The sequence below is a fragment of the Chryseobacterium sp. HR92 genome (assembly GCF_045689405.1).
Lineage (GTDB): Bacteria > Bacteroidota > Bacteroidia > Flavobacteriales > Weeksellaceae > Chryseobacterium > Chryseobacterium viscerum_A.
Map to the genome: position 1 here is coordinate 3,486,460 of NZ_CP139139.1, position 24,151 is coordinate 3,510,610.

Consider the following 24,151-nt stretch of genomic DNA (forward strand, 5'->3'; position numbering starts at 1 on the left):
TAAAACTTTATTTAGACTCATTAAAAATAAATATATATTTTTGTGGAATAATTCTAAATAAAAATAATCTCATGAAATTAAAATTACTTTTAGGAACTCTGATGTTTACAGCCTTAGCAGCGAATGCTCAGGTATCTAACATCAATGAAAATTTCAATAATTTTACAGCAGGGAATACTACTTTCCCTCAGTTTGGATGGTCTGCCATAGTTGCACCAATAACCGGCGAGTTTCCTCCTGTACCTCCAAGAATGATTGTAGCAGGAGATTCCAACAGATTCGTTCAGTCATATGCAGGAAATAATGCAACAGGTTCTTCTTACCTGATTTCTCCACAGGTTGAAACTCCAACCGGAAATAAAACCTTAACTTTTGATACTACTTTGGTATCTCCATCTCCCGGTCCGGGAAGTATTCAGATAGGAGTAGCATCCAACCCTGCGGATATGTCAACATTTGTTCCTGTAGGAAGTCCTATTAATGTAGCCACTATTGGTACAGTACAGAATATCAGCGTAAATATTCCGGCATCCACAGGTTCATATATTGTATTTAAATTCACTCCTACTGCTACACACGTTGCAATTCAGGTTGATAATGTAGTCTATAATACTACAGCTTCTTTAGGAGTAAATGATCACAATAAAGTAACAGAAAACATCAGATATGCATTAAATTCTGATCAAACAGCATTGGAATTTATATCAAAAAAAGACCTTAAAAATGTAATTATCTACTCTGCTGCAGGACAAAAAGCAACTGAAGGAAAACCCAACGGACAAAAATTCGACATCAGTACTCTTCAGACTGGAGTATATTACATGAATATTGAAACTGCGGAAGGAAAACTGATCCAATCAAAATTCATCAAAAAATAAGGTTTATTAGACTATTATTTGCCTTTTTTAAAGCCGGCCGGATATCTCCTTCCGGCTTTTTTATGCTCTTATTTTCCCTTAGCCAATAGATGATTAAAATAAAAACACGATAAAAATCATGTTTTTATTTAGAATCATTAAAAATAATTATATACTTTTGTGGAACCATTCTAAATAAGGATTTAAAAAATAAGTTATGAAAACAAAACTATTATTGGCTTCAGTATTGGCAATGTCTGTTCAGCAGACTGTTTTGGCACAAACTGACGCACAGGGATACTCACAGGTAAATATGACAATGGGGAGCGGATACCAAAACAGAGTGTTCGTAAACCTTGCAGATGGTAATATGGTTTCTCAGCCTGCCAATACCTGGGATGTTGCTTTTTATAGAAATTCAAACTACGCATTCGGATCAAGAATAAATGATGCAAAAGATATCGAAGTATTCACTGCCTCAACCAATTTAGCTGACTGGGACAACATCAGCATCAGCAACGAAGCTTCATGGGGTGATCCGCTTTATAACCCGGACCAGACAACTGACTGGAGCCAGGGAGCTTTTGAACAAGGGCCTGTAACATCACCAAACCCTAATATCCCTTCAACAGGATGGGGAGTTTATAACCCAATCAATCACCATATTCAGGGAAAAGCTATTTTTGTTTTAAAATACCCTTCAGGAACATACATCAAATTTGCCATTGAAGATGCTTTTGCAGGTTATACTTTTAAATATTCAAAATGGAACGGTACTTCATGGGGAGCTACAGAAACCAGAACAATCGCTAACGGAACGGATGATTCTTATTTCAATTATTTCTCATTTGATACAGGAGCAAAAGTTCCTGGTCTGGAGCCGTCCAGAACTGCATGGGATTTCATATTTACTAAATATTACACATTCTATATGGGTGTACAGATGTATCCGCTTTCAGGAGCAATCCAGAGCCCAAACATCAAAGTGGCCATGGTACAGCCGGAAACTCAGGCTACAACAGCTTATACAATTCCTGCCACAGCAAGCTTCTCATCAGCTATTACTACTGTAGGACACTCATGGAAAGGGATCGGAACCGTTAAAAGTGATGTTGTATATTACGTCAAAAAAGGAAATGATTACTACAGAATGTACTTCACTACAAACGGCGGTGCAACTACAGGAAATATGTATTTCAAATACAAGAAGATTACTGAAACATTAGGTATTACTGAAGTTGGAAAAAAGGCATCTTTTGGAATCTATCCTAACCCGGCAACAGCTGATAAAAAAGTAACGGTTCTTTTTGATGTTAAAGAAAAGGCAAGCAACAAAGGAAATGTAGAAGTTTATGATCTTACCGGTAAAAAGGTATACTCTGCTGAACTTACCAACCAGGCAGGATTCTACAAACAAGATTTGAATCTTTCTACACTTACATCAGGAAATTACCTTGTAAAAATTACTTACGGAGGCCATTCGGAAACGAAAAAGCTTATCGTAAAATAAATATTTTATTTTAATACTTTCTATTTTTTCTAATAAAAAGGCGGTTTCAGAGTATTGAAACCGCCTTTTATTTTTCCAGCTATGAGTGAACTTAAAGATTCATGAAACGAATAGTTTATGCACTATCCATTAAATCTTTCAATCTTTCAATCTTTAAATTTTTAAATTCTTCTATAGCATTAATATATTTTAAACCCTTTATAAACCTCTGCAGAGCTCTCCATGATTTTGGAAGCATCTTTACGGAAATCCAAAAGGTGGTCTTGGCCATTATGTCTGTTGTGATGTTCTACACTTTCCCAAAGCTCAATCAGGAAAAAAGTTCCTTTATTATCTTTATCTTCAATAAGGTCATACTGCAGACAGCCCTCTTCTTTTCTTGTTTCTTTCACAAGGTTCTGAAACAGCTCTACGGCATCCATCAGATAATTTTCATTAAACTTAAAAAGTGCAATGATATGTAAATTCATGTTCTAATATTTAGTGATGTAAAAGTAAAATATTTTCAAAACCGAATATCTTTTTAGACCCTTTATTTTTCAATACAATGCATAATTTTTAATTAAAAACTGATTTATAAATAGTTATAGAGCTCATCACAATCACCAATGTTCCGATAATCACAAACATTTTCTTCACAGGAAGTTTTGCAGTAAGCATCGCTGAAAAAGGTGCCGTAATAATTCCGCCTATCAAAAGGCCGAGAATGATATTCCAATGCTGAATTCCCAGGGTAAAGAAAAAGGTAACAGCAGCTGTTATGGTGAGAATAAATTTGGCTACGGTAGAACTTCCTACAGCAAATCTTGGAGTAAACGCATTTTTAATCAAGGTTCCGGTTACCAGAGGGCCCCAGCCGCCGCCTGCAAAAGAGTCTATAAAACCTCCTATCACTCCCAGCCTGGTAAGATTGGTTCTTCTTTTCAATGCTTTACTTTGTTTTTCTTTAAAAGCATTCGATAAAATCTGAATCCCTAGATATAAAGTATAAAAAGCAATCAGCGTTTTGGTGATCTTAGCATAATATTCTCCAAGGTAAGTAAGACTTATCGCACCAATAATGGCCCCAATAACTGCTGGTACTGCAAGTTTCTTCACTAAACTTTTACTTACATTTTTCAATCTGATATGGCTGAGACTTCCAGCAGCCGTCGTAAAACTTTCTGCCGAATGGATACTTGCACTCACAATATGCGGCGGAATATTCAGAAGCATGAGTGTGGTGGTACAGATCACACCATACCCCATTCCCATTGATCCTGCTACAATTTCTGCAAAAACTCCTACCAGAAGCATCCAGTAAAAAATGTAATTATCTTTTGCTAAGATGTCCAGGAGTTCATCCAGATATCCCAGTTCATACATTGAAAAAACAGCAATAGATATAATGACAGCTGTCACAAAAAGGACATTAAGCCTTACCTGAATTTTTCTTGAAATCACCATATCACAGAATCATTTTAGAGTATACTACTTCATTATCAAAATCATCGAGAATAAAGACATTTAACAATTGTCTGCCAATCGCATTTCTGCAAATAGATTTTTTTTCAGATAAAGTGGATGCAGCAGCTGTATTCACTGTTGTATTGAAAGGTGTAAGCTTTTGTAATCGGTGTGCTTCTTCTTTTGAAATCATAATTTCTTCCTTTGAAGTATTGCAAATATCTGATAAAAATATTTATTCTACAAAATAAGTAGACTAATAATTCAAAAAAAAGGACCAGGTCAGTCGACCAGATCCATTAAAGTTTTTTTCTCCAGAATATTCAGTGAAGCATCCCGAACTTCTATCAGTACATCATGAAGTCCGCAGTGGTCTTCATTGCAGTCGTCACATTTTTCATAAAAATTCAGACTTACACAAGGAAGCATAGCAATAGGTCCGTTTACAAGACGAATGATTTTGGCCAGTTTCACATTTTCAGGTTTTTCCTTCAGAAAATATCCTCCGCCTTTTCCCTTTTTACTATCAAGAATTTCCGCTTTTTTCAGTTCAAGCAGAATATTTTCCAAAAACTTTAAAGGAATCTTTTTGTGTTCCGCAATTTCAGAAATAAGAATTGGACCTTCATTTCTTTTTTCTACAAGATATGAAAGTGCCTTAAACGCATATTGAGATTTTTTTGAAAGCATTACAGCAAAAATAAGAAAATTGTTTAACATTTAAAAAAGACAGATAAAGCGGAAAGATAAATTGCAAATTTAAAGTCTGTCTTTACGTATTTCTGCTTAGACGGCTTATCCGTAATTTTACGGTTTCAGTACCAAATTTTTGCCTTTCTCCTATTAAATCATTATGTTTGCCATATGTTCAGCAAACAAGAAGCACAGCAGTTAAAAAAGGAATTTTGGACAGCTTTTGGAAGATCATTTCCCAGAAAATGGATTCTTTATGATACCAAAATCAAGGATATGGCATTTAAATTTTCTGCCGACAATAAAAAAGCAGAAGTTTCTCTGGATATCGAAATGAAAGACGAAATTTTCCGAAATGCTTATTACGAAAAGATCTGGTCATTGGAAGATATTTTAAAAGATTTCACCGGAGATTTTCAAAAAGAAGAATACTTTACTCTTGATAACGGTAAGATTATCAGCAGAATATGGATAGAAAAACATGGTGTTTCTATTTTCAACAAAAATACATGGCAAGAAATTTTTGAGTTTTTTGTGGACAAAATGGATGGTTTCGAAAGGTTTTACTATGAATATGAGGATTTTATAAAGGATATATAGAATACTTACGAAATAAATACTGTTTTGCACTTCAAGCTTAGATAAAAAAGAAAACTTATCTTTGTAGCACCACTTAAACTAATAGATGAAACTAAATAACATGATTAAAAATGAGAAAAGTGTACAAAAACATTTTTGGAGAAATTATCTCCAAAAGTAAAGCTGTGAAGCTAAACGAATATCATCTGTATTATTATGAGGAAGGTTCCGATTTCCTAAAAGAAATTGAATTCATCAATGAAGACAGTGTTTACAACATCAATTATTTTCTAAGTGACGAAGAAGACGAAACGCAGGTAGTAGATTATCTTAAGGAAAAATCTGACTTTTTTGATATTGAAAAAAAAGAAACAGGCGATGGATTTATTATTTCCACCAATAAACTCTATTCCTTATCCGTAGATGAGCTACCCTTAATTTCTAAAACCGTTTTCAAAGCGGACGATCCTGAAAACTTTATCTGTTCACAGGTCATCGATAACGAAACTTATGAACCCCAGCTCGAAAGAACCGTGAAATGTTGGTATACACAGGACGAAAGCGGTGAAAAATATGCAGCTATAGAATGCAGCTACCAGGAAGACGGAAAACTGGAACTGGCTATAGATAAGACTCCTGATCCCGACCATGAAGAAAACTGGGTTCAATATGATTATGATACTTTTCAGGATCTTCAGGCACAGATACCTAGTGATATCAGCTATTATAAAACTGCTGCTTTGCTCCCAAAAGAAGCTTACCAGCAATAATCTATGCTATTAAAAACTATAACCTTAAATATTATTGAATATAGATGTGAACTCAACTTTTTTATTGCCGGAAAATAACCTAAGTCCAGCATACAAAAACATCCAGACTTAAAAATAAATTTTCCTGCATTGGAAAATTTATAGAGAATAGTATATTCTACTGGTTGATTTGTTTTTAGCAGATTAGTCTTTAGAAAAAATAAATAGAGTCTATTTCAGGAGTGATAGACTGAATTGATTCTAAACAGGATTAAATCGTATTATAATAAAAAGTCCGGAAGATTTTTTCTTCCGGACTTTTTATATTCTATCCAAATTTCTTTTTCCTCAACCAGAAGAACAATCCTCCGATAAGGCCGATAATTACCAGCGGAAGCAGTAAATTCAGCCACTGCCATGTAGATTTCTCTTCAGTAATTCGTTGTCTGTCAAGAAGTCTCTCTTCAATATTTCTGTTTCTCAGCTCCATCAAGTTGCTGTCATCCAACAAATAATCTAAAGCATTTCTAAGGAACTGCTCGTTTCCAAACTGCTCGTTCGTCAGCAGATCTACACCCAGTGGAAGCGGTTTTCCTTTGATCACTTTATTTCTTCCCACATCACCGTCTGCAATGACGATCATTTTGTTTTCAGGGCTTGAAGTTTTGAAACCAGGATACGATTTTCTTTCAATTCTGGATGCATAGGCAGAATTAAACTTTCCTTCCAATGCCACAGCAAAGATCTTTGGCGTACTTGGTTTTTCCATTTGTCCAAGACTGTCTACGCTTGCAATTTCTTTCAGGTCTACATAGTTCGGAACCTGTTTCAATAATGTTCTTTCACTGGATTCAAAAAGAACTTTTGTTTTGATATTCTTTCTTCCTCCCAAAGTATCAATAGAGGTCGGAAATTCAAATTTTACAGGGTTAATATTTTTTGTAACCGGATTATTATTTTCAGCAATTCCAAGCGGATAATAAGGCCAAGGTAAGCTTGTGTATTGTGGATTTCCACTCACCTCTCCCGTAACCAGTCTTAACAGGGCAAACTTTTTAACGTCTTTTACCAAAGCAGGATTAATTCTCAACCCATAATTGAAAAAGAAGTCTGTCATATTGATGTCTACCGGGAAGGGCATTACTTTTTTGGATCTTGTTAAGGTATCCATTTCAGCATTTACCGCATCAATCATCCAAAGGGTTTTTCCTCCGTTCATGATGTATTGGTCAAGAATTACTTTTTCGTTATCTGTAAAGGCTTTTCTTGGTTTTGCAATCACCAAAGCACTCATTTGCTTTAATAAAGGAATATCTTCCAATGAAAGCTCAGTCTGATTTTTAGGAATAATAGGTCCTGCATCATAATTTTCCATTGCAAGCTGCACAAATCCCTGGAATTCATCCGGGTTCAATTCATCATGATTGATCAGAATTCCGATTTTCTTTCTCTTTGCTGCTGCAATATTTTTAATGTTGGAAACAAGGTTATACTCCAATCCTTCAATAGATCTTGTCAGCTGCTGATCGGCATCAATTCCTGCCTGTTGAACTACTAAAGGTATAGAAGCTCCATCATTTCCATATTTGATCACAGCGTATGGGAAAAGCGTAATCTGTGAAATCTTTCCATCTTTTACATCCGGAAGGATAGACGGCTGCATTCCCATTGCCATCAGGGTGTCCTGGGACATTTTTGTTTTTATCGGATCGATAAATTTAAAATCAATCTTCGGATTAACTTTTCTGAATTCTTCCAGCATGAATTTCGTCTCGCTCTGAAGCTGTTTGAAACTTGCCGGAAAATCCCCTTCCAGATATACTTCAACAGTCAGAGGCTTTTTAACGGACTCCAGTACTTTGATGGTGTTATCAGAAAGAGTATATCTTTTTTCTTTTGTTAAGTCTAATCTGATTCCCGAATACGTCAGGATAATGACTAAAGGAACAATCGCAAATAAGAAAATTCCCAGTGGAGATTTAGCATTGATCTTCTTCATAATTCTACTTCTTTTTGTTAATAAAATGATTGGACAATACTAATGAAGCTCCTATAATAAGGACAAAATAAGCAATATCTTTAAAATCAATAAGGCCTCTTGTAAAACCTAAGAAATGCTGATAGAAACCTATATTCTGGAGGATAAAATCTGCTCCTCCCAATAGCTTATAACTCGCCAGCTGCTCGATTCCGAAATACATGATAAAGCACATGAAAACTCCCAACAGATAAGCCATAATCTGGTTCTGTGATAATGAAGAAGCCAAAATTCCCACCGCAGCAAATGCCGCAATTAAAATAATCAACCCAAGGTAACTCCCCAAGGTCATTCCAAGATCAATATTTCCTGCAGGAACTCCCAGCACATATACTGTATAAAGATAAATCAGTGAAGGAATAAGGCATAAAATTCCAACAATCCATACGGAAAGGAATTTTCCGGTTACCAGTTCTGAAACTTTTAAGGGTTGTGAAAAAAGCCAGTTTAAGGTTCCGGTTTGTTGTTCTTCCGCAAAAGTTTTCATAGAAAGGGCCGGAATGATAAACATCAGCAGCCATGGAACCAATACGAAATAGCTCTGAAGCGAGGCCATTCCGATCTCAAAAATATTAGAATCGTTGTCGAAAAAGAACAGGAAAAGAGTGACTATCAAACTGAAAGCGGCAATGATTACCCATGCACTCCAGTTTCCAAAGTAACTCCAAAGTTCTTTCTTTAAAATTGCAATCATAGTTTTTTTGTAAGATGTAAAAAGAAGGCATATTCTCAGACATACGCCCTACTCCACAATTATTTGTTTTTTTTATTTTTATTAACCAGTTTTACTGTCATCATGATCAGAAATACAAGAACGAAAAATCCTGCAATTAATTGCCACCAGTATTCGATCACCATCGATTTTAAAATAACGGTAAATACCACCAGAAACAGAATAAATGTAGCAATTTCATTGGCCTGTCTCAGTTTGATATTGGCAGTTGGCAGTGTGTTTCCATTCAACGCCTTCAAATGAAGCACTTTTTTCCAGCACCAGTAATGGTAAATAGCAAGTCCGATCAGGAAGGTAAGTTTTAAATGAAACCACGGCATTTTCATCAGCCCCGGATTTAAAAAGATCATGACCAATCCGCATACTGCCATGATTACCCCCGCAGGAACGGTGATAATATTCCACAGTCTTCTGGCCATAAAGGTGTACTGCTCTCTCAGAATTCTCTTTTTCTCTTCAGAAAATTCATCAGTATCCTTATAGTAAACGAAAATCCTCACGAGATAAAAAATTCCCGCAAAGTAGCTTACCATAAAAATAATGTGCAGCGCTTTGATTATTGTATAAAGCATTCAGAAAAAATTAACAGCAAAGATAAGCTTATTATATAATTGTTAAAAATAAATTTATTTTGATCAGGAAAATATAAGTAAAATGGGTTTCTATAAAAAATAGTTCGGCTCGGGGCAGCAAAGCTGCCCGAGCCGAACATTATATTTTCATTGTTGTAACCAATTCAACAATTAAGAGATCACTCCTAATTCTTTTCCAACTTTTTCAAAAGCAGCAATCGCTTTATCCAAATGTTCTTTGGTATGAGCAGCAGATAGCTGTACTCTGATTCTCGCTTTTCCTTTTGGTACTACAGGATAGAAGAACCCGATTACGTAAATACCTTCATCCATAAGTTTTTCAGCCATTTTCTGAGAAAGAGGTGCGTCATAAAGCATTACCGGAACAATAGCAGCATCTCCGTCAGGAATATCAAAGCCTTTCGCTTTCATTTCTGTTCTGAAATATTCTGCATTTTCCATTACCTGATCACGAAGAGAAGTGTTATCAGAAATCATATCCAATACTTTCAAAGCAGCTCCTACGATTCCAGGTGCTAAAGAGTTGGAGAATAAATAAGGTCTTGAACGCTGTCTCAGCATATCAATAATCTCTTTTTTACCGGAAGTAAACCCTCCTAAAGCTCCTCCTAAAGCTTTTCCTAATGTAGAAGTGATGATATCCACTCTACCCATTACTTCACTAGCTTCGTGAGTTCCACGACCCGTTTTCCCAATGAAACCTGTTGCGTGAGAATCATCTACCATTACCAAAGCGTCATATTTGTCAGCAAGGTCACACACTCCTTTTAAGTCTGCCACAATACCATCCATTGAGAACACTCCGTCTGTTACAATAATTTTGAAACGGTGGTTCTTTTCAGAAGCTGCAATCAGCTGAGCTTCCAGATCCTCCATATTATTGTTTTTATATCTGTATCTCGCTGCTTTACAAAGACGAACACCATCAATGATCGAAGCATGATTCAACTCATCTGAAATAATAGCATCCTCTTCAGTAAACAATGGTTCAAAAACACCACCGTTGGCATCAAATGCTGCAGCATAAAGGATAGTATCTTCAAGACCTAAAAAGTCAGCGATTTTTTTCTCCAAATCCTTGTGAATATCTTGTGTTCCGCAAATGAAACGTACCGATGACATCCCATATCCATGAGATTGAATCATTTCCTGAGACGCTTTCATCACTTCCGGATTGTTGGATAATCCCAGATAATTATTTGCACAGAAGTTCAAAAGCTTTTTTCCGTTAGCTTCTATTTCTGCACTTTGCTGAGACGTGATGATTCTTTCTCTTTTGTAAAGTCCGTCATTCTCAATATTCTGAAGTTCATTCTGTAAATGTTGAAGGTATTTTTCAGAGATCATTTTTAGTAATTTTTTAGATGTGCTAATTTACTAAAAAGGCAGTAAAATAAAACCTTTTATACGTTTAATTCTAAAAAATCAATTCAGTTTCGAGTTTTAACACTATTAGTCTATAAATTTAGTAGGATAATATTTATATTTGTTTAAAATTTGAAAGAATGAGATTAAAGCCGGTAGAAAAAATAAAGGCGAACAATACAGAAACCTTTATTAAAGACCATATGAAGCCGAGAGTTCCAATTATTATTGAAGATTTTATACATCCGGAAAGTCCTGCCTTCAAAAAATGGAATTATGAATATTTCAAAGAAATTGCAGGAGATCATAAGGTAAATATTTATGGCAGTGAACTTGATTCCCTTGACAGAGTGGCAAGTGATCCTATAGCCCAAAGCACATTTTCAGAATATCTCAACCTTATACAGTCTGCTCCTACAGAACACCGCCTTTTCTTATTTAATTTATTAAAAATAAAACCCGAACTTAAGAATGATATTATCTACAATGATGTTACAAGTGGTAAAATACTGAAATGGCTGCCTTTTATGTTTTTTGGAGGTGAAGGTTCAATAACCAGAAACCATATTGACATTGATATGTCTCATGTTTTCATTACCCAATTCCAGGGAATCAAAAGAATTTGGCTCTTCCCCTGGGAACAGTCTGATTTAATGTATAAGCTCCCGTACAATTTTCACAGCCTGGCTCAGATTAAAAATCCGGATTACAGAAAATACCCGGCTCTACGCTATCTAAATGGTTATGAAGCAATTATTCATCCAGGTGAAACACTTTATATTCCTTCCGGATGGTGGCACTATATTCAGTATGATACGGAAGGATATTCTATATCTGTAAGAGCACTTCCATCAAGCCCGCTTGAAAAATGGAGAGGGTTTAAAAACTTAGTCATCACAAGACATTTTGATAATTTCATGCGCAAACTATTCAAAGAAAAATGGTTTGAATACAAAGTAAAGACAGCCCGGAAAAGAGGAGCTAAAGCTGCCAGAAAAGAAAGAAGCTTTCAGATCTGAAAGCTTCTTATTATTTTATCGTCAATGATAAGCAAAGTATTTAGTCATACTTCCCGATCATTAATTAATTTAATGCTTGATAAATTTGATGCTTTTTTCATCAATCGTAATAAAGTAAGTTCCCGGAACCAATTCTGAAATCCCAATCGCTTTACCTGGCTGATAAGTTCCTTTTCCTACCAGTTTTCCGTCTACAGCATGAATCGTAAAATCCTCAGCTCTGTTTATTCCTTTCAGATTAATTTCATTTTTTGCAGGGTTCGGATAGAGTCCAAAGCTTTCCTTCTCAACAGAAGAAACACTTAAGGTATTATCCTGAGTAACGGTAGAGTTTTTCTCCAGAATCTGGTACTCATAATTGAACTGAACACTTGCAATGGGAAATGGTACAGATTCTAAAAAACTTTGGTTATTTGAAGTATTGTTAAGGACCAGATAAGCAGTTTGTCCTGAAGTTCCGGTTACTTTTATCGGTAAAGGCATTTCGAAAAAGCTTACGTTAGAACTGCTTTGTGTCTGAGAAACTTTAAATAAAGCCTGATTACCGCCCTGCATCCATTTTATAGTATACGTAGGATATCCTTCTCCATACACCCAGTCATTAAAAAATTCCGTAAAATCTGTCCCGGTAGACTGAAGCAATGAAGCATTAAAATCAGCAGTACGTGCATAGCTGTATGCCAGATTCGGTCTTGCGTGATAGTCTTTGAGTGCCTGATAAAAAGCAGCATCCCCTAAAATCCACTTCAGCATTCTCAATACATATCCTCCTTTGGAATAAGATAATCTGCTATCAAATATTCTGTTGATGCTGGAAAGTCCGGAATCTGGTACATATACACTTCCTGTTGTACTTGCTGTAATGTAGTTGGACTGACCTTGCAGATAATTCAGGAATTCGGTACTGGTCATCAGTAGTTTTTCATTGGCAAGGTGCTCTCCAAAAGTTGCAAAACCTTCATTCAGCCAGATATCGTTCCAAGCTCCACAAGTTACTTTATCACCAAACCACTGGTGGGTAAGCTCATGAGCAATAAGCTGTTTGCTCCAGCCTCCCATAGAAGACATCGTCTGATGTTCCATCCCTCCACCATACATAAATTCCATATGACCATATTTTTCATTACGGAAAGGATAAGCCCCAAAATAGGTCTCAAAAGTATTCATAACCTGCTTTGTCCAGTTAATATTTGCTATACTGGTGGCATTTGAATTCGTGGATGGATAAATATAATTCACAAAAGGAAAAGGTGGATTTCCTATTGTATCGGTAAGTTTAACAAAGTTAGTAATAGATAACGCAATCAGATAAGCCGGTGTAGGATACATCGTTCTCCAGAAAGTAAGCTTCGTTGATCCCGTAGGAAAAGTTTCGGACATCAGTTTTCCGTTGGCTGCAACACTGTAATTAGAGGGTGTTGTAATTTTGAAATCAAATCTTTCAATTTTATCATTTAAGCTTTGTTTTGTAGGAAACCAGTCCTGTGCACCGTAGGGCTCATTCAAAGTAGAAAGCACAGGAGTTCCGCTCTGAAGTGCCGTTTTAAAAGCATCATTACTGGTAGAAGGCGCTCCTGCATAATAAATGGTAAGAGAATCTAATGTATTGGCAGGAATAGAAGCAGGAAAATCAATTTTCAGTTCTTTTGAAGGAAGCTGCTGAAAACTTGTGATATTAGTCCCATGGTATTTTACCTGAGAAACCGTTAAAGAATTGGAAAGATCAAAATAAATACTTCCCATACTTTGATTAGGTTTAAAGTGAGAAGTTACAGATCCTGAAATATTATACACCGCAGGATCCAGACTGACATCCATTCTCTGGTACTGCAAGTCATAATTCAGTGTATTGGGGTTCGTATTCCCAATATTCATTTTCTGAGTAAAGGATTGTTTCTCTTTTTCGATCAACCCTTTCATATCGGTATTTTGCCCATGCTTCTGGCCATAAAATTGTTGAGATAATAAAAATCCCAACACCAACAGGTACAATTTTGTCATGTTTAGAAAAATTTAATCAAATATAAAAAAAACCTTTTAATCAATGATTAAAAGGCTGTTATAATATATAAAATAAAAAATTTTTAAAGATCCAGTGCAGGTTCAAGAATTTTCTCCATTCTCTTTTTCACCATATCTACAGATCCGGAATAATTGTTCACCATTAAAGAAAACACTAATGTTTTTCCGGAATTTGTTTTCAGATAGCCTGCTAATGTTTTTACTTTATTTAAAGTTCCTGTTTTAGCAAAAACCTGTCCGTTACCTCCTCCGATGAACATTCTTTTTAAAGTTCCGGATTGTCCTCCGATCGGTAAAGAAGTCAGATAAGATCTATAGTATTTCTGATCCATCAAAGAGGTTAGAAATTTCGCCTGAGAAATAGGCGTAACATTATTGCTTCTTGAAAGCCCGCTTCCATCCATATAAGTAAGACCATTCATATCAAAACCAGCATCCTTCAGGTGATTGGTCACTACAATTCTTCCTGATTCTGAAGTCTGGTCACCCATTTTCTGATAACCTACTGTTCTTAATAAAGCTTCTGCCAATGAATTATCACTGTGCTGATTGGTATAATAAATAATGTCACTTAAGGTTGGAGATTTATAAGCTGAAAGCATTTTTCTGCCTTCCGGAGCTGAATCTGTCATTTTCGGACTTACTTTTCCGGTAACAGGGATTCCGCTTTTTACCAATGTAGTTCTGAAAGAATTGGCAAGATAAGCCGGAGCATCAGGAAGTTTTGTTGTTAAAGCTCCGTTTCCTTCATATTTATCAGCATATACCATCTGATGATTGTAAGGAGAAACGTAGAAAAATTTCTTATCTGTAGAAAAGCTTCCTTTTTTAACAATCAGTTTTTCGTTAGCTGGGTTAATATCCCGGGTACTTCCTGCAGGCAGGTAATAATTATTGTTTTCCAACCATACAACATTTTCCGGAAGCACTGAAATATTACCTTTGAAAAGCGCTGTCTGAATGATAATATCACCATTTACCTTTTTGATTCCCTCTCTTGAAACTCCGCCTACGAAATCTGAAATAATATCTCTATAAGATGAAGCACCTGCTTTGTTGGTTCCCAAAGAAGGGTCACCGCTTCCTATCACATAAAGATTTCCATTTAAAACTCCATTTTCATCTATAGTTCCTGAGTACTCCAGCTGAGTCATCCAACGGTAGTTTTCACCTAGCAGGTTTAATGCTGTTTCCGTTGTAAGCAGCTTTGTAGTAGAAGCAGGTACTAAAGGGGTATTTTCATTGTACGAAGAAATTACTTTCTTCGTTTTCGGATCGTACACTACGAATCCCCAGCTTGCATTTTTCAGCACAGGATCCGCCATCATTGTGTTTACATTAATGTCTACAAGTTCTTTTGCTGACAACACAGTTTTCTCCACCATCGTACTAACGGGTGAAGGCAGGTTTAAGCTGCTTTTCTGACTGTCATAATTCTGAGAATAAAGAACGGTAGAAACGGTAGATTGAGCCAGGAAAAGACCAGAAGCCAACACCGCCGCACTTGAAATATATTTTCTGAAATTTACCATCTATCTTCTTTTTGTTCTATAGTTTTGACTCTATAAAAAATGACAGGTTAAATCATTCAAGAAAAGAGCCAAACACTTAATCAACGTCCAAAAGTAGAAATTATTGTTATATAACGAGCCACCGTCACCCTATAAAAGAGTGTAAAGTTTGTTAAAAATTGTTAAAAATCCACAAAAACATCTTTTTTAATGCTTTGATACGCAGTGATTTCATCAAATTCTTTTAAACTTACTAAAACCAGATTTTTGAATTTTTCATAGTTTTTCCCCCGGGGAAGCTTAAGCATAATCTGAAACTGATATAGATTATTCAGCCTTGCAATCTGAGCTCTTTCAGGACCTAAAACACAATCTTCCGGAAGATACTTTCTTAAAATGGAACCCAGAAACTGAGAAGCACGGTCTACTTTATCTTCCTTTCTGTGTTTCATTTCAATCATAATGAGTTTCGTAAACGGAGGATAATGGAATTTCTGACGTTCAGTAAGGATATATTTATAGATCTTTGCAGGATTATTCATCTTGATCAGCTGAAATACAAAATGATCAGGATTAAAGGTCTGAATGAGGATTTTCCCTTTTCCTGAAACCCTTCCGGCTCTTCCTGAAACCTGTGTAATCAGCTGATAGGCTCTTTCTTCTGCTCTGAAATCCTGTACATATAATAAGGAATCTGCTTTTGGAATTGTAACAAGTTCAATATGATCAAAATCCAGTCCTTTGGAAATCATCTGAGTTCCTACGATGATGTCTGTTTCTCCGTCTTCAATCTTTTCATACAGCTTTTCGTAGGCAAATTTCTTACGCATAGAATCCACATCCATTCTGTCCACCTCATTTTCAGGAAACAGCTTGGAAACTTCCTCATGAATCTGCTCTACTCCGACTCCTCTTTCGTTCAGCTTTTCGGAATTACATTTTGGACAGGTCTTCGGTTTTGAAGCTCTTTGCCCGCAATAGTGGCACTTCATTTCATTGGCTGCTTTGTGATAGGTCATCACCACATCACAATTGGAGCAGTAATTGACATAACCACAGCTCTCACATTCTATTACATTGGAATAGCCACGACGGTTATGCAGAACAATAGCCTGTTTTTTTTCATCCACCGTTTTCTTAATCTCTTCAACGAGTTTCAGGGAGAAATTTCCGGAAACCTTTTTAGATTCCAGGGCTTCTTTGAAATTGATCAGTTCATATTCCGGCAGATTCACATTCCCGAATCTCTCATTCAGGAAAATATATTTCATTTTATCTTTTCGGGCTCTGTAGTAACTTTCAACAGAAGGAGTTGCTGATCCTAAAATCACACCTGCATTATAAAATCCACCTAAAACCAATGCTGCATCTTTAGCGTTAAAATAAGGAGAAACTTCTCTTGGTCTGTACGCTGAATCATGCTCCTCATCAACAACAATAAGTCCAAGGTTCTGATAAGGCAAAAACAAAGCATTACGGGTTCCTATCAGAATACGGATATCATTCTGTTTGATTCTTCTCCAAACTTCTACCCTTTCAAAATCAGTCAGTTTCTGGTGATAAAATCCTAGTTGCCGTCCGTATTTTTTTTCTAATCTCTGCGTAATTTGTTTGGTCAGGGAAATTTCAGGAAGTAAAAACAAAACATTTTTTCCTTCTTTGACACATTCTTCAATTTTTTCTAAATAAATATGTGTTTTTCCTGATGAAGTTACCCCATGAAGCAGGACATTTTTCCCTTCTTCAAAAGCTTCATCAATCTCAGATTTAGCAATTTTCTGCTGTTCTGAAAGTTCTTCCAGTTCTTCAATCTCCCCTTCATAGCTTTCAATTCTGTCTTTCTGCATATAATATTCCTCTACAAGACCTTTGTCTGCCAAAGGCTTGAAATGGGAACTTCCGAAATAACCATCCTCAAACAGTTCAGACTTTTTGATAGGAGCATCAGGATTTTCGGTTTGTTTTTCTAAAATAAGGAGGAACAGATCTTTCTGCTTTTGAGCTCTGTTTAGTTTTAAAAGAATATCTGTAAGGTTCTGATTGGCTAAAACCTCATCATTAATTCTTACATATGCTACTTCTTTAGCCTTATATTTTTCAGCGATTTTTTCGTCAATCTCAATATACTGAAGATCAATCAATGAGTTGATGGTCTTGATGATGTCTTTTTTAGGAATAAAAGCCTCAATATCTGTCAGGTTGATCAGCTGCCGTACTTCCAATGCCTGAATAAGATACATTTCATTGACATCCAGGTTTTCAAAATCAACCACCGCCCCTGGTTTTAATTTTAAATAGGTCTCACTTTCCAGTTTCAAAGAAGAAGGAAATGAAAACCTGTAAATTTCACCAAGGCTACACAGATAGTACCCGGAAAGCCAGTTCCAGAAACTGATTTGTTCTTCAGGAAGAATAGGTTGATCATCCAGCATGCTGATGACTTCCTTAGCTGCAAAGTTTTCCGGTGCATTGTCATGAAGCTCAAATACTATTCCTGTATAGATTTTCTTTCCTCCAAACGGTACCAGAACACGCATTCCGGGCTGAATTTCGGACATCATTTCTTCGGGAACTTTATAAGTGAAAGATCCTTTGAGGTTCAGTGGTAAAACAATTTGAGCGTATTGCAAGGGAAATATTTAAAGTGTAAAATTAAATTTTTCTTCAGAGAATTGCAACTTTGCAGAAATTCTTTCATAATCTTTAACAGAACTAGAAACTAAGGCTGTTGTATGTTTTTGCTTCCTCTTTTGTCCATTCCGTAGGAATCTAAACAATCAGATATTTTTTAATGTCCATAATTTTATTGATCAAAAACAATGGTATGAGAGGCTGGATTCCTACGGAATGACAAAGCGTGTGGATAAAAGAACAGCACAAATTCGAAAGTATCGAAGAAAGAATTTATGGATAACTAAAAAAAGTATTCTGTCATCTCATACCAAAATGCGGAAGTAAAAAACCCTACAATAATACTGACTCCAATGATCAGGTTGGTTAGTTTTGTATTCAGTCTGAACTGTTCTGCGATAATACTTGAGGTAACCAATGTAGGCATTGCTGCTTCAAATACAGTAATTTTAGCCACATCTCCTTTTATTCCAAATAGCAGAGCCATTCCCAGAACAATTGCCGGTGCCAGAATAAGTTTATAAAGCATTGACATCGACATCTGTGGAATCAGTTTTTTCCATCCGTTGAATTTAAGCTGTAATCCGACTGAAAATAAAGCTAATGGACTTACTGTGGCAGCTAATTTATCAAAAAATGGTTCTGCAGCAGTAAAATCAATGAACTGCGACAATACCAAAGCAGAGATACAGCCAATTAATGGTGGAAACGTGACAAGTCTTTTTAAAATAAACATTGCACTCACTTTTCCTGATCTGCTTCCACCTTTCACAGCAGCAATAATCCCGAGTGTAGAAAGTGCAAAAAACATCGTTTGGTCACAAATAATGGCAATACTCAGAAGTCCTTCTCCATAAAAGGCACTGATTAAAGGAAATCCTATGAATGAAGTATTGCTGTAACCGCTTGCCAACTCTAAAGTACTTCTGGAACGCCTTGAATATCCCCTGCTCTTGCTGTAAAACATCATAAAGAAGAAACAGAACACAGAAATTAAAAATGTGGCTGCAATCGGGAACAGCATCTCTGTTGTCCATTTTACTTTAGGCAGGTATTTAAATGAAACTGCCGGAAGAGCAAGATAAAGAATCCAGGTGTTGATACCTTTGTGGGCATCGGGGTGGATAGATTTTGTTGCTTTGAATATCATTCCTGCAATGATACACACTGCAATCAGAACAAAATTTACCATAATTATAAAGAAATATGCTGCAAATTTACGGCTGATTTTTGAGTTGGAAGGGTAAAATTTATATTTTTTTTGGTAAGATTTCTAATGTGAGATAAGACTTATTAAACCATGTCAAGGTTTTGAACCTTGACATGGTTTGACTACCTGATAGAGTTTTTCAGAAGATATTTTAATTTTTCATTACATCCCAAAGACTTATTACCTCAGTTTTTTCCAAAGGTTTTGAAAGGATAATTCTTTTTGAAGTTCCCGGTAACAGATCAAAGAAATTATTGCTGAAATGAGCATCTCCAATCAGATAGACATCTTTTGCCAGGACATCTGTTGATATTTCAATTTCAGTTGGGGATACTTTTCTGATTTTAATCTCAGGTTTTGAAAGTTTTAATTCTTTAGGTTTATTAAAAAAGAAAAGTTTTTCAAATTTTGTATCCTTTTCAGCACTGACCTTTAAAACAGTTCCGGATAAATCAAACTCTTCCAATTCTGTTTTACTGATGCTTTTAATTTTTTTACTTACATCAGCATTGATAACATCTGACTGATTGGCCTTCCAAAGTATTTTCCCTTTAAAATCAATCAATTCAAACTTTATATCAGCTTTCAGTTCTTTAACAAGATCGCTTATCAGATAAACATCATAGTTTTTTTCGGTCTCTGCAACTGATACCAATACAGGTTCAAAACTTCTTTTTGCCTGGTAATGGAAGGCTTTCCAGTTTCCGAGATAATCAATAGACGACCATGAAACTACAGGCCAGCAGTCGTTAAGCTGCCAATATAGCGTTCCCATATTATAAGGTTTTGCGCGACGGTGAGCTTCGATAGCGATCTGCATTCCTCTTGCCTGCAACAGCTGTGAAACATAATTATACTGTACAAAATCTACAGGGACTTTATAATCACGTTTCAGATATTCATTAATGATATCCCAACCTCGGGCATGCTTTTCATGTGCCTTGATTGTTGAGCTTTGCAGATTTAAGTCCGGAGTTCCAGAAAACATTGATTTTGTAGTTTGAAGGCTGGGTGTACCCTGAAAACCATATTCAGACATGAAACGTCCTACTTTTTCATTGTAAACTTCAAAGGGCTGCTCACCCCACCAAACTCCCCAATAATGAGAATCTCCTTCTGTAAGACTTTCCTTATGTCCCCAGCCGATAGACGGAGAACTTGGCCAATATATATTTTTATCTGATTTCAGATTTTCTGCCAATGTATTAGGGATCACATCATGAAACAACTTTTTATAGTCTTTCCAAACCTGCAGCGAATCATTTTCTGAATATTTGAACTGTTTCTGATATCCCCAGTTGACAATAGCTTCATCAATTTCATTATTCCCGCACCACAAGGCAATTGACGGATGATTCTGAAGTCTACTGACCTGATCTTTCACTTCTTCTTTTACATTGTTTAAAAACGCTTCATCTGCCGGATAAAAGCTTCCTGCAAACATAAAATCCTGCCATACTAAGATTCCGTTTTCATCACAGGCCCTGTAAAATTCGTCATCTTCGTAAATACCACCGCCCCAGATACGAATCATATTCATATTGGCATCTTTAGTATCTCTGATCAGTTTCTGGTATTTTTCCTTGGTCATTCTGGGTGAAAAGCTATCTCCCGGAATCCAGTTCGTTCCTTTGATATACAATGGTTGCCCATTGACTTTAAAGTAGAATGATTTCCCTTTTTCATCTTTTTCCTGAACCAATTCGACAGTTCTTAAGCCTATCCTGATATTTTTACCATCAATATTTTTCTGATCTTTTGAAAGCTTAACTTCAAAATTATAGAGATTGGCTTCCCCACGTCCGTTTGGCTGCCAGAGCTTCATCCCGCTTGTATTATAAGGTACCGTAATTGTATTAATTCCTTTTTTTAAAGTTATCTTTTGGCGGGTTTTATTAAGTTCCAAGGTATAATCTCCGGCATTTTGAGCATAAATTTCTACGTCAAATTGTAAATTACCAGAAGTGTTAGCAAATCTGTTCTGAATATCTCTGATATTTATAATTTTGGCATTATTCCAGAATTCTAACTGAACGTCTTTCCATATTCCTGCTGTCACGAGTCTCGGTCCCCAATCCCAGCCAAACTGATATTGTGCTTTTCTCACAAAACTTCTTGGTGATTCCGGCATTGTAAACGGAACTTTTTTCGCTAATTCCTTTCCCGTATTTACCGCAGATGTAAACTTAATCTGCAATGTATTATTTCCCAATTTCAGATACTCTTTCACAGGAATATTCCACTTCCTGAACATATTATCTGTTTTCTTTAAGAGCTTATCATTAAGATAAATTTCTGAAAATGTATCCAATCCGTTAAAAACCAAATCAATATTATCGTTCTTTAATTCCTGGAAAGAAACAGTAAATGCTGTCTGATAATCCCAATCTTCATTTTCTATCCACTGTACTTTCTTTTCATTTTCATCTTTAAAAGGATCAGGAATAATCTTGTTATCTATTAAATCCAGATGAACTGTTCCCGGTACTTTCGCAGGAAGCCAGCTATGATCTTTTGAATTTTTGAACTGCCAGCTCTCAGAAGACAAATTTCTTTGGGAAAACTGTGCAGAAAGGATATTCTGCGTGAAAAGGAAAGCAAAAAGGATCGTTCTATTCATCAATAAATTTGTTTTGTATCATTACAACACCTGTGATTTTGTCATTCCGAGGAACGAAGGAATCTCTACTTTAAGAGTTTAGATTCCTCGCTACGCTTGGAATGACAAACTGAGCGCATATCATTATTTTATCTATTCTTCAACGCAACCACCTCAGCCGGATTCGCAAAAGCACCACCATCAGTAATGGCCGAAGAATGGAAGTAACCTGCACTGGTAACGGCTCTTATTCCTTCAATATTGGATGAACGAAGTCCGCCTCCAACAAGAATTTCTATTCTTCCATCAGAGAGCTCAACTAATTTCTTAAGGTTTTCTTTTCCTTCTGATACATTGGGTTTCTGGCCAGAGGTAAGAATGGTTTTAAAACCACACTCAATTACTTTCTCTAACGATTCTTCCAGGTTTGCAGCACGGTCAAAAGCACGATGGAAAGTACATGGAAGTGGTGCAGCTAATTCAACTAAAGCTTTATTCTGTTCTATATTCACCTCATCATTATCATCGAGAATACCGAATACAAAACCGTCTGCTTGTAATGATTTCAGATGAACCAAATCTTTTTTCATCTGTTCAAATTCTGAATCCGAATAGGTAAAATCTCCTCCTCTTGGGCGGATCATTACAAAAATCGGGATATTCATTTTTTCACGAAGCCTTTTCATGGTTTCAAAATCCGGGGTTGTTCCACCTTCACTGAGACCGTCGCATAATTCTATTCTATCCGCTCCGTTTTCAAAAGCAATCATTGCTGATTCAGGATTAAAACAAGCTATTTCTATTTTTGACATTGTATGTATCTGTTTAATTCTATTTTGGCTCATCCTGCAAAACATCTGCAATCAGAAATGAACCGTTTTCTTTTATTACTTTTATCACTGACGGATATTGAGCTTTAAAACTATTATCAGTCAACACTACATTAAAGATATATTCATCTTTTGAGGAAGATTTTAATTCACAGCTTCCGACTTCAATTTTATCCCAATCCTGTGCTGAGATCAGAAAACCAACTCCAATTCCTGCTTTACTGGTATCAAATTTCGATTTCCATTTATCCTGGAATTCTTTTTCAGTAAGGCTTCCGTCTACATCCAGATCTACATTAGTTGCATCCGTTTTATAATCGAAATAATCTTTGGTTGTGATCTTCTGCATATTCTTTTCTTCATTTCCGATATCAGCTTTAAAATAATCAACGATGCTTGTCTTCAGCCATTTTTGGGCTTCTTCAGCTTCATTGGACTCATTATGCAAAACTACTTTTTCTTGTATCTGCTGTGTTTTAATCTCCTTCTTTTCTTCCTTGCATGCGATAATGAGAAATAAAGAAGCGATAATCGTTCTTTTCATATTTTATGTTTTGGCTAAAGCCAATAGGTTTCATTGATTTGTTTAAATGGGCTAAAGCCCATTTCTATTGAATTTTTAATTTTCGTTGTTGGAATAATGCAAAGGCGCAAAGATTTTTCTTCTGGCACTTCTTTAAGGTACAAGGATTTTATCTCCGATAAAATTTATATATAACTCTGCACTTTTACAATGTTGCTTCTATCATATACTTATTTCAAAGCAAATTCCGGTTTTTCAAGGCGGTTTCCTTTCTGGTCATATACCGCAAAGTTGAATCCGTCCTGAATACAGTAAGATCCATATTCTCCCTGTTTATTGATCGCAATAAAGCCTACCTGAATATCTTTAAGGTTTTTATTTCTTCTCTGATTGATTTTTACAATTCTCTCTACTGCTTCTTTACAGGCTTCCTGAGGATTTCTGCCTTGTCTCATGAGTTCAACTACAAGATGGGTTCCTACCGTTCTTATCACTTCTTCACCATGACCTGTAGCTGTAGCTGCTCCTACTTCATTATCTACAAACAGGCCTGCTCCGATAATCGGGGAATCTCCTACTCTCCCATGCATTTTAAAAGCCATTCCGCTGGTAGTACAGGCACCGGAAAGGTTTCCCTGTGCATCCAGCGCAATCATTCCTATGGTATCGTGATTTTCAATATTGGCGATGGGTTTATACTGGCTGGTTTTTAACCATTCTTTCCATTCTTTTTCGGATTCCGGAGTAAGAAGGTTTTCTTTTTTAAACCCTTGTGAAAGGGCAAACTGCAATGCTCCGTCACCTACCAGCATTACGTGGGGTGTTTTTTCCATTACAGCTCTGGCAACAGAAATCGGGTTTTTCACATGCTCCAGACATGCTACTGAACCAATATTATAATTTTCATCCATGATACAGGCATCCAGTGTTACTCTTCCATCTCTGTCCGGACGGCCACCATACCCTACACTTCTTTCTTTAGGATCTAATTCTACAAGACGAACTCCTTTTTCAACAGCATCCAAAGCTTTTCCTCCTTTTCCGAGGATTGTCCATGCTTCTTCGTTAGCTTTTAATCCGAAATTCCAGGTAGAAAGGACAATCGGTTTGTTGATAGCTTTGACAGTAGGTTCGGGTAATTCGGCAGCCATCAGATCCAATGGGTTTACGGCAAGTGCGGCTGTTGCAATTCCCAGTTTTTTAATAAAACTTCTTCGGTTATTGTTCATGGTATCTCAAATTG

Annotated in this window: 21 protein-coding genes; 5 read left to right on the forward strand and 16 right to left on the reverse strand. The window is 36.2% G+C overall.

Annotation, left to right across the window (positions count from 1 at the left end; all coding sequences use genetic code 11):
- Nucleotides 1–71: 71 nt before the first annotated feature.
- Nucleotides 72–878: a choice-of-anchor J domain-containing protein gene (locus tag SFA27_RS15605; protein WP_407293348.1), complete on the forward strand. Its 807-nt coding sequence runs from the start codon at nucleotides 72–74 to the stop codon at nucleotides 876–878.
- A 196-nt stretch (nucleotides 879–1,074) separates the two neighbouring features.
- The gene (locus SFA27_RS15610; RefSeq protein WP_407293350.1) at nucleotides 1,075–2,367 is read left to right on the forward strand and encodes a T9SS type A sorting domain-containing protein; all 1,293 of its coding nucleotides are present in this window, start codon (nucleotides 1,075–1,077) and stop codon (nucleotides 2,365–2,367) included.
- A gap of 179 nt (nucleotides 2,368–2,546) precedes the next feature.
- Here SFA27_RS15610 and SFA27_RS15615 read toward each other — a convergent pair whose 3' ends face one another.
- From SFA27_RS15615 to SFA27_RS15630, 4 genes are all read right to left on the reverse strand, one after another.
- Complete coding sequence (locus SFA27_RS15615) at nucleotides 2,547–2,837, reverse strand: putative quinol monooxygenase (RefSeq protein ID WP_047376912.1); 291 nt, start codon at nucleotides 2,835–2,837, stop codon at nucleotides 2,547–2,549.
- A gap of 88 nt (nucleotides 2,838–2,925) precedes the next feature.
- Nucleotides 2,926–3,813: a sulfite exporter TauE/SafE family protein gene (locus tag SFA27_RS15620; RefSeq protein WP_407293352.1), complete on the reverse strand. Its 888-nt coding sequence runs from the start codon at nucleotides 3,811–3,813 to the stop codon at nucleotides 2,926–2,928.
- 1 nt (nucleotide 3,814) lies between these two features.
- Entirely contained in the window at nucleotides 3,815–4,006 is a 192-nt protein-coding gene (locus tag SFA27_RS15625; RefSeq protein ID WP_407293354.1) for a hypothetical protein, read from the reverse strand.
- Between the two features lie 89 nt (nucleotides 4,007–4,095).
- Complete coding sequence (locus tag SFA27_RS15630; protein WP_047376986.1) at nucleotides 4,096–4,503, reverse strand: Rrf2 family transcriptional regulator; 408 nt, start codon at nucleotides 4,501–4,503, stop codon at nucleotides 4,096–4,098.
- 174 nt (nucleotides 4,504–4,677) lie between these two features.
- On the opposite strand from SFA27_RS15630, the gene SFA27_RS15635 reads away from it, so the two are divergent.
- Complete coding sequence (locus SFA27_RS15635; protein ID WP_407293356.1) at nucleotides 4,678–5,106, forward strand: DUF4268 domain-containing protein; 429 nt, start codon at nucleotides 4,678–4,680, stop codon at nucleotides 5,104–5,106.
- Between the two features lie 110 nt (nucleotides 5,107–5,216).
- On the forward strand, nucleotides 5,217–5,855 hold the full coding sequence (locus SFA27_RS15640; RefSeq protein WP_047376915.1) for a hypothetical protein: 639 nt from the start codon (nucleotides 5,217–5,219) through the stop codon (nucleotides 5,853–5,855).
- A 307-nt stretch (nucleotides 5,856–6,162) separates the two neighbouring features.
- Here the strand turns inward: SFA27_RS15640 and gldG are convergent, their stop codons facing one another.
- From gldG to kbl, 4 genes are all read right to left on the reverse strand, one after another.
- Nucleotides 6,163–7,833 (reverse strand): gliding motility-associated ABC transporter substrate-binding protein GldG, encoded by a 1,671-nt coding sequence (gene gldG, locus SFA27_RS15645; protein ID WP_047376919.1) that lies wholly within the window; start codon nucleotides 7,831–7,833, stop codon nucleotides 6,163–6,165.
- A gap of 4 nt (nucleotides 7,834–7,837) precedes the next feature.
- The gene (locus SFA27_RS15650) at nucleotides 7,838–8,566 is read right to left on the reverse strand and encodes an ABC transporter permease (protein ID WP_407293361.1); all 729 of its coding nucleotides are present in this window, start codon (nucleotides 8,564–8,566) and stop codon (nucleotides 7,838–7,840) included.
- Between the two features lie 59 nt (nucleotides 8,567–8,625).
- A complete protein-coding gene (locus tag SFA27_RS15655; RefSeq protein WP_047376921.1) occupies nucleotides 8,626–9,177 on the reverse strand; it encodes a CopD family protein in 552 nt (183 codons plus the stop codon).
- 171 nt (nucleotides 9,178–9,348) lie between these two features.
- Nucleotides 9,349–10,545, reverse strand: a complete 1,197-nt coding sequence (gene kbl / locus SFA27_RS15660; protein ID WP_407293364.1) for a glycine C-acetyltransferase — start codon at nucleotides 10,543–10,545, stop codon at nucleotides 9,349–9,351.
- Nucleotides 10,546–10,703: 158 nt separating this feature from the next.
- Between kbl and SFA27_RS15665 the strand changes: the two genes are divergently transcribed.
- Nucleotides 10,704–11,582: a cupin-like domain-containing protein gene (locus tag SFA27_RS15665; RefSeq protein WP_407293367.1), complete on the forward strand. Its 879-nt coding sequence runs from the start codon at nucleotides 10,704–10,706 to the stop codon at nucleotides 11,580–11,582.
- Between the two features lie 69 nt (nucleotides 11,583–11,651).
- Here SFA27_RS15665 and SFA27_RS15670 read toward each other — a convergent pair whose 3' ends face one another.
- The 8 genes from SFA27_RS15670 to SFA27_RS15705 form a co-directional block, all read right to left on the reverse strand.
- Nucleotides 11,652–13,583, reverse strand: a complete 1,932-nt coding sequence (locus SFA27_RS15670) for a M1 family aminopeptidase (RefSeq protein ID WP_407293370.1) — start codon at nucleotides 13,581–13,583, stop codon at nucleotides 11,652–11,654.
- Nucleotides 13,584–13,666: 83 nt separating this feature from the next.
- On the reverse strand, nucleotides 13,667–15,136 hold the full coding sequence (gene dacB, locus SFA27_RS15675; RefSeq protein ID WP_047376926.1) for a D-alanyl-D-alanine carboxypeptidase/D-alanyl-D-alanine-endopeptidase: 1,470 nt from the start codon (nucleotides 15,134–15,136) through the stop codon (nucleotides 13,667–13,669).
- 161 nt (nucleotides 15,137–15,297) lie between these two features.
- Nucleotides 15,298–17,745, reverse strand: a complete 2,448-nt coding sequence (priA, locus tag SFA27_RS15680) for a primosomal protein N' (RefSeq protein WP_407293372.1) — start codon at nucleotides 17,743–17,745, stop codon at nucleotides 15,298–15,300.
- A 284-nt stretch (nucleotides 17,746–18,029) separates the two neighbouring features.
- On the reverse strand, nucleotides 18,030–18,938 hold the full coding sequence (locus SFA27_RS15685) for an AEC family transporter (RefSeq protein WP_407293374.1): 909 nt from the start codon (nucleotides 18,936–18,938) through the stop codon (nucleotides 18,030–18,032).
- 169 nt (nucleotides 18,939–19,107) lie between these two features.
- The gene (locus tag SFA27_RS15690; protein WP_407293376.1) at nucleotides 19,108–21,576 is read right to left on the reverse strand and encodes a glycosyl hydrolase 2 galactose-binding domain-containing protein; all 2,469 of its coding nucleotides are present in this window, start codon (nucleotides 21,574–21,576) and stop codon (nucleotides 19,108–19,110) included.
- A gap of 128 nt (nucleotides 21,577–21,704) precedes the next feature.
- Complete coding sequence (locus SFA27_RS15695) at nucleotides 21,705–22,367, reverse strand: copper homeostasis protein CutC (protein ID WP_407293378.1); 663 nt, start codon at nucleotides 22,365–22,367, stop codon at nucleotides 21,705–21,707.
- 19 nt (nucleotides 22,368–22,386) lie between these two features.
- Nucleotides 22,387–22,929 (reverse strand): hypothetical protein, encoded by a 543-nt coding sequence (locus SFA27_RS15700; RefSeq protein WP_264518434.1) that lies wholly within the window; start codon nucleotides 22,927–22,929, stop codon nucleotides 22,387–22,389.
- Between the two features lie 209 nt (nucleotides 22,930–23,138).
- A complete protein-coding gene (locus SFA27_RS15705) occupies nucleotides 23,139–24,137 on the reverse strand; it encodes a N(4)-(beta-N-acetylglucosaminyl)-L-asparaginase (RefSeq protein ID WP_047376932.1) in 999 nt (332 codons plus the stop codon).
- Nucleotides 24,138–24,151: the final 14 nt, after the last annotated feature.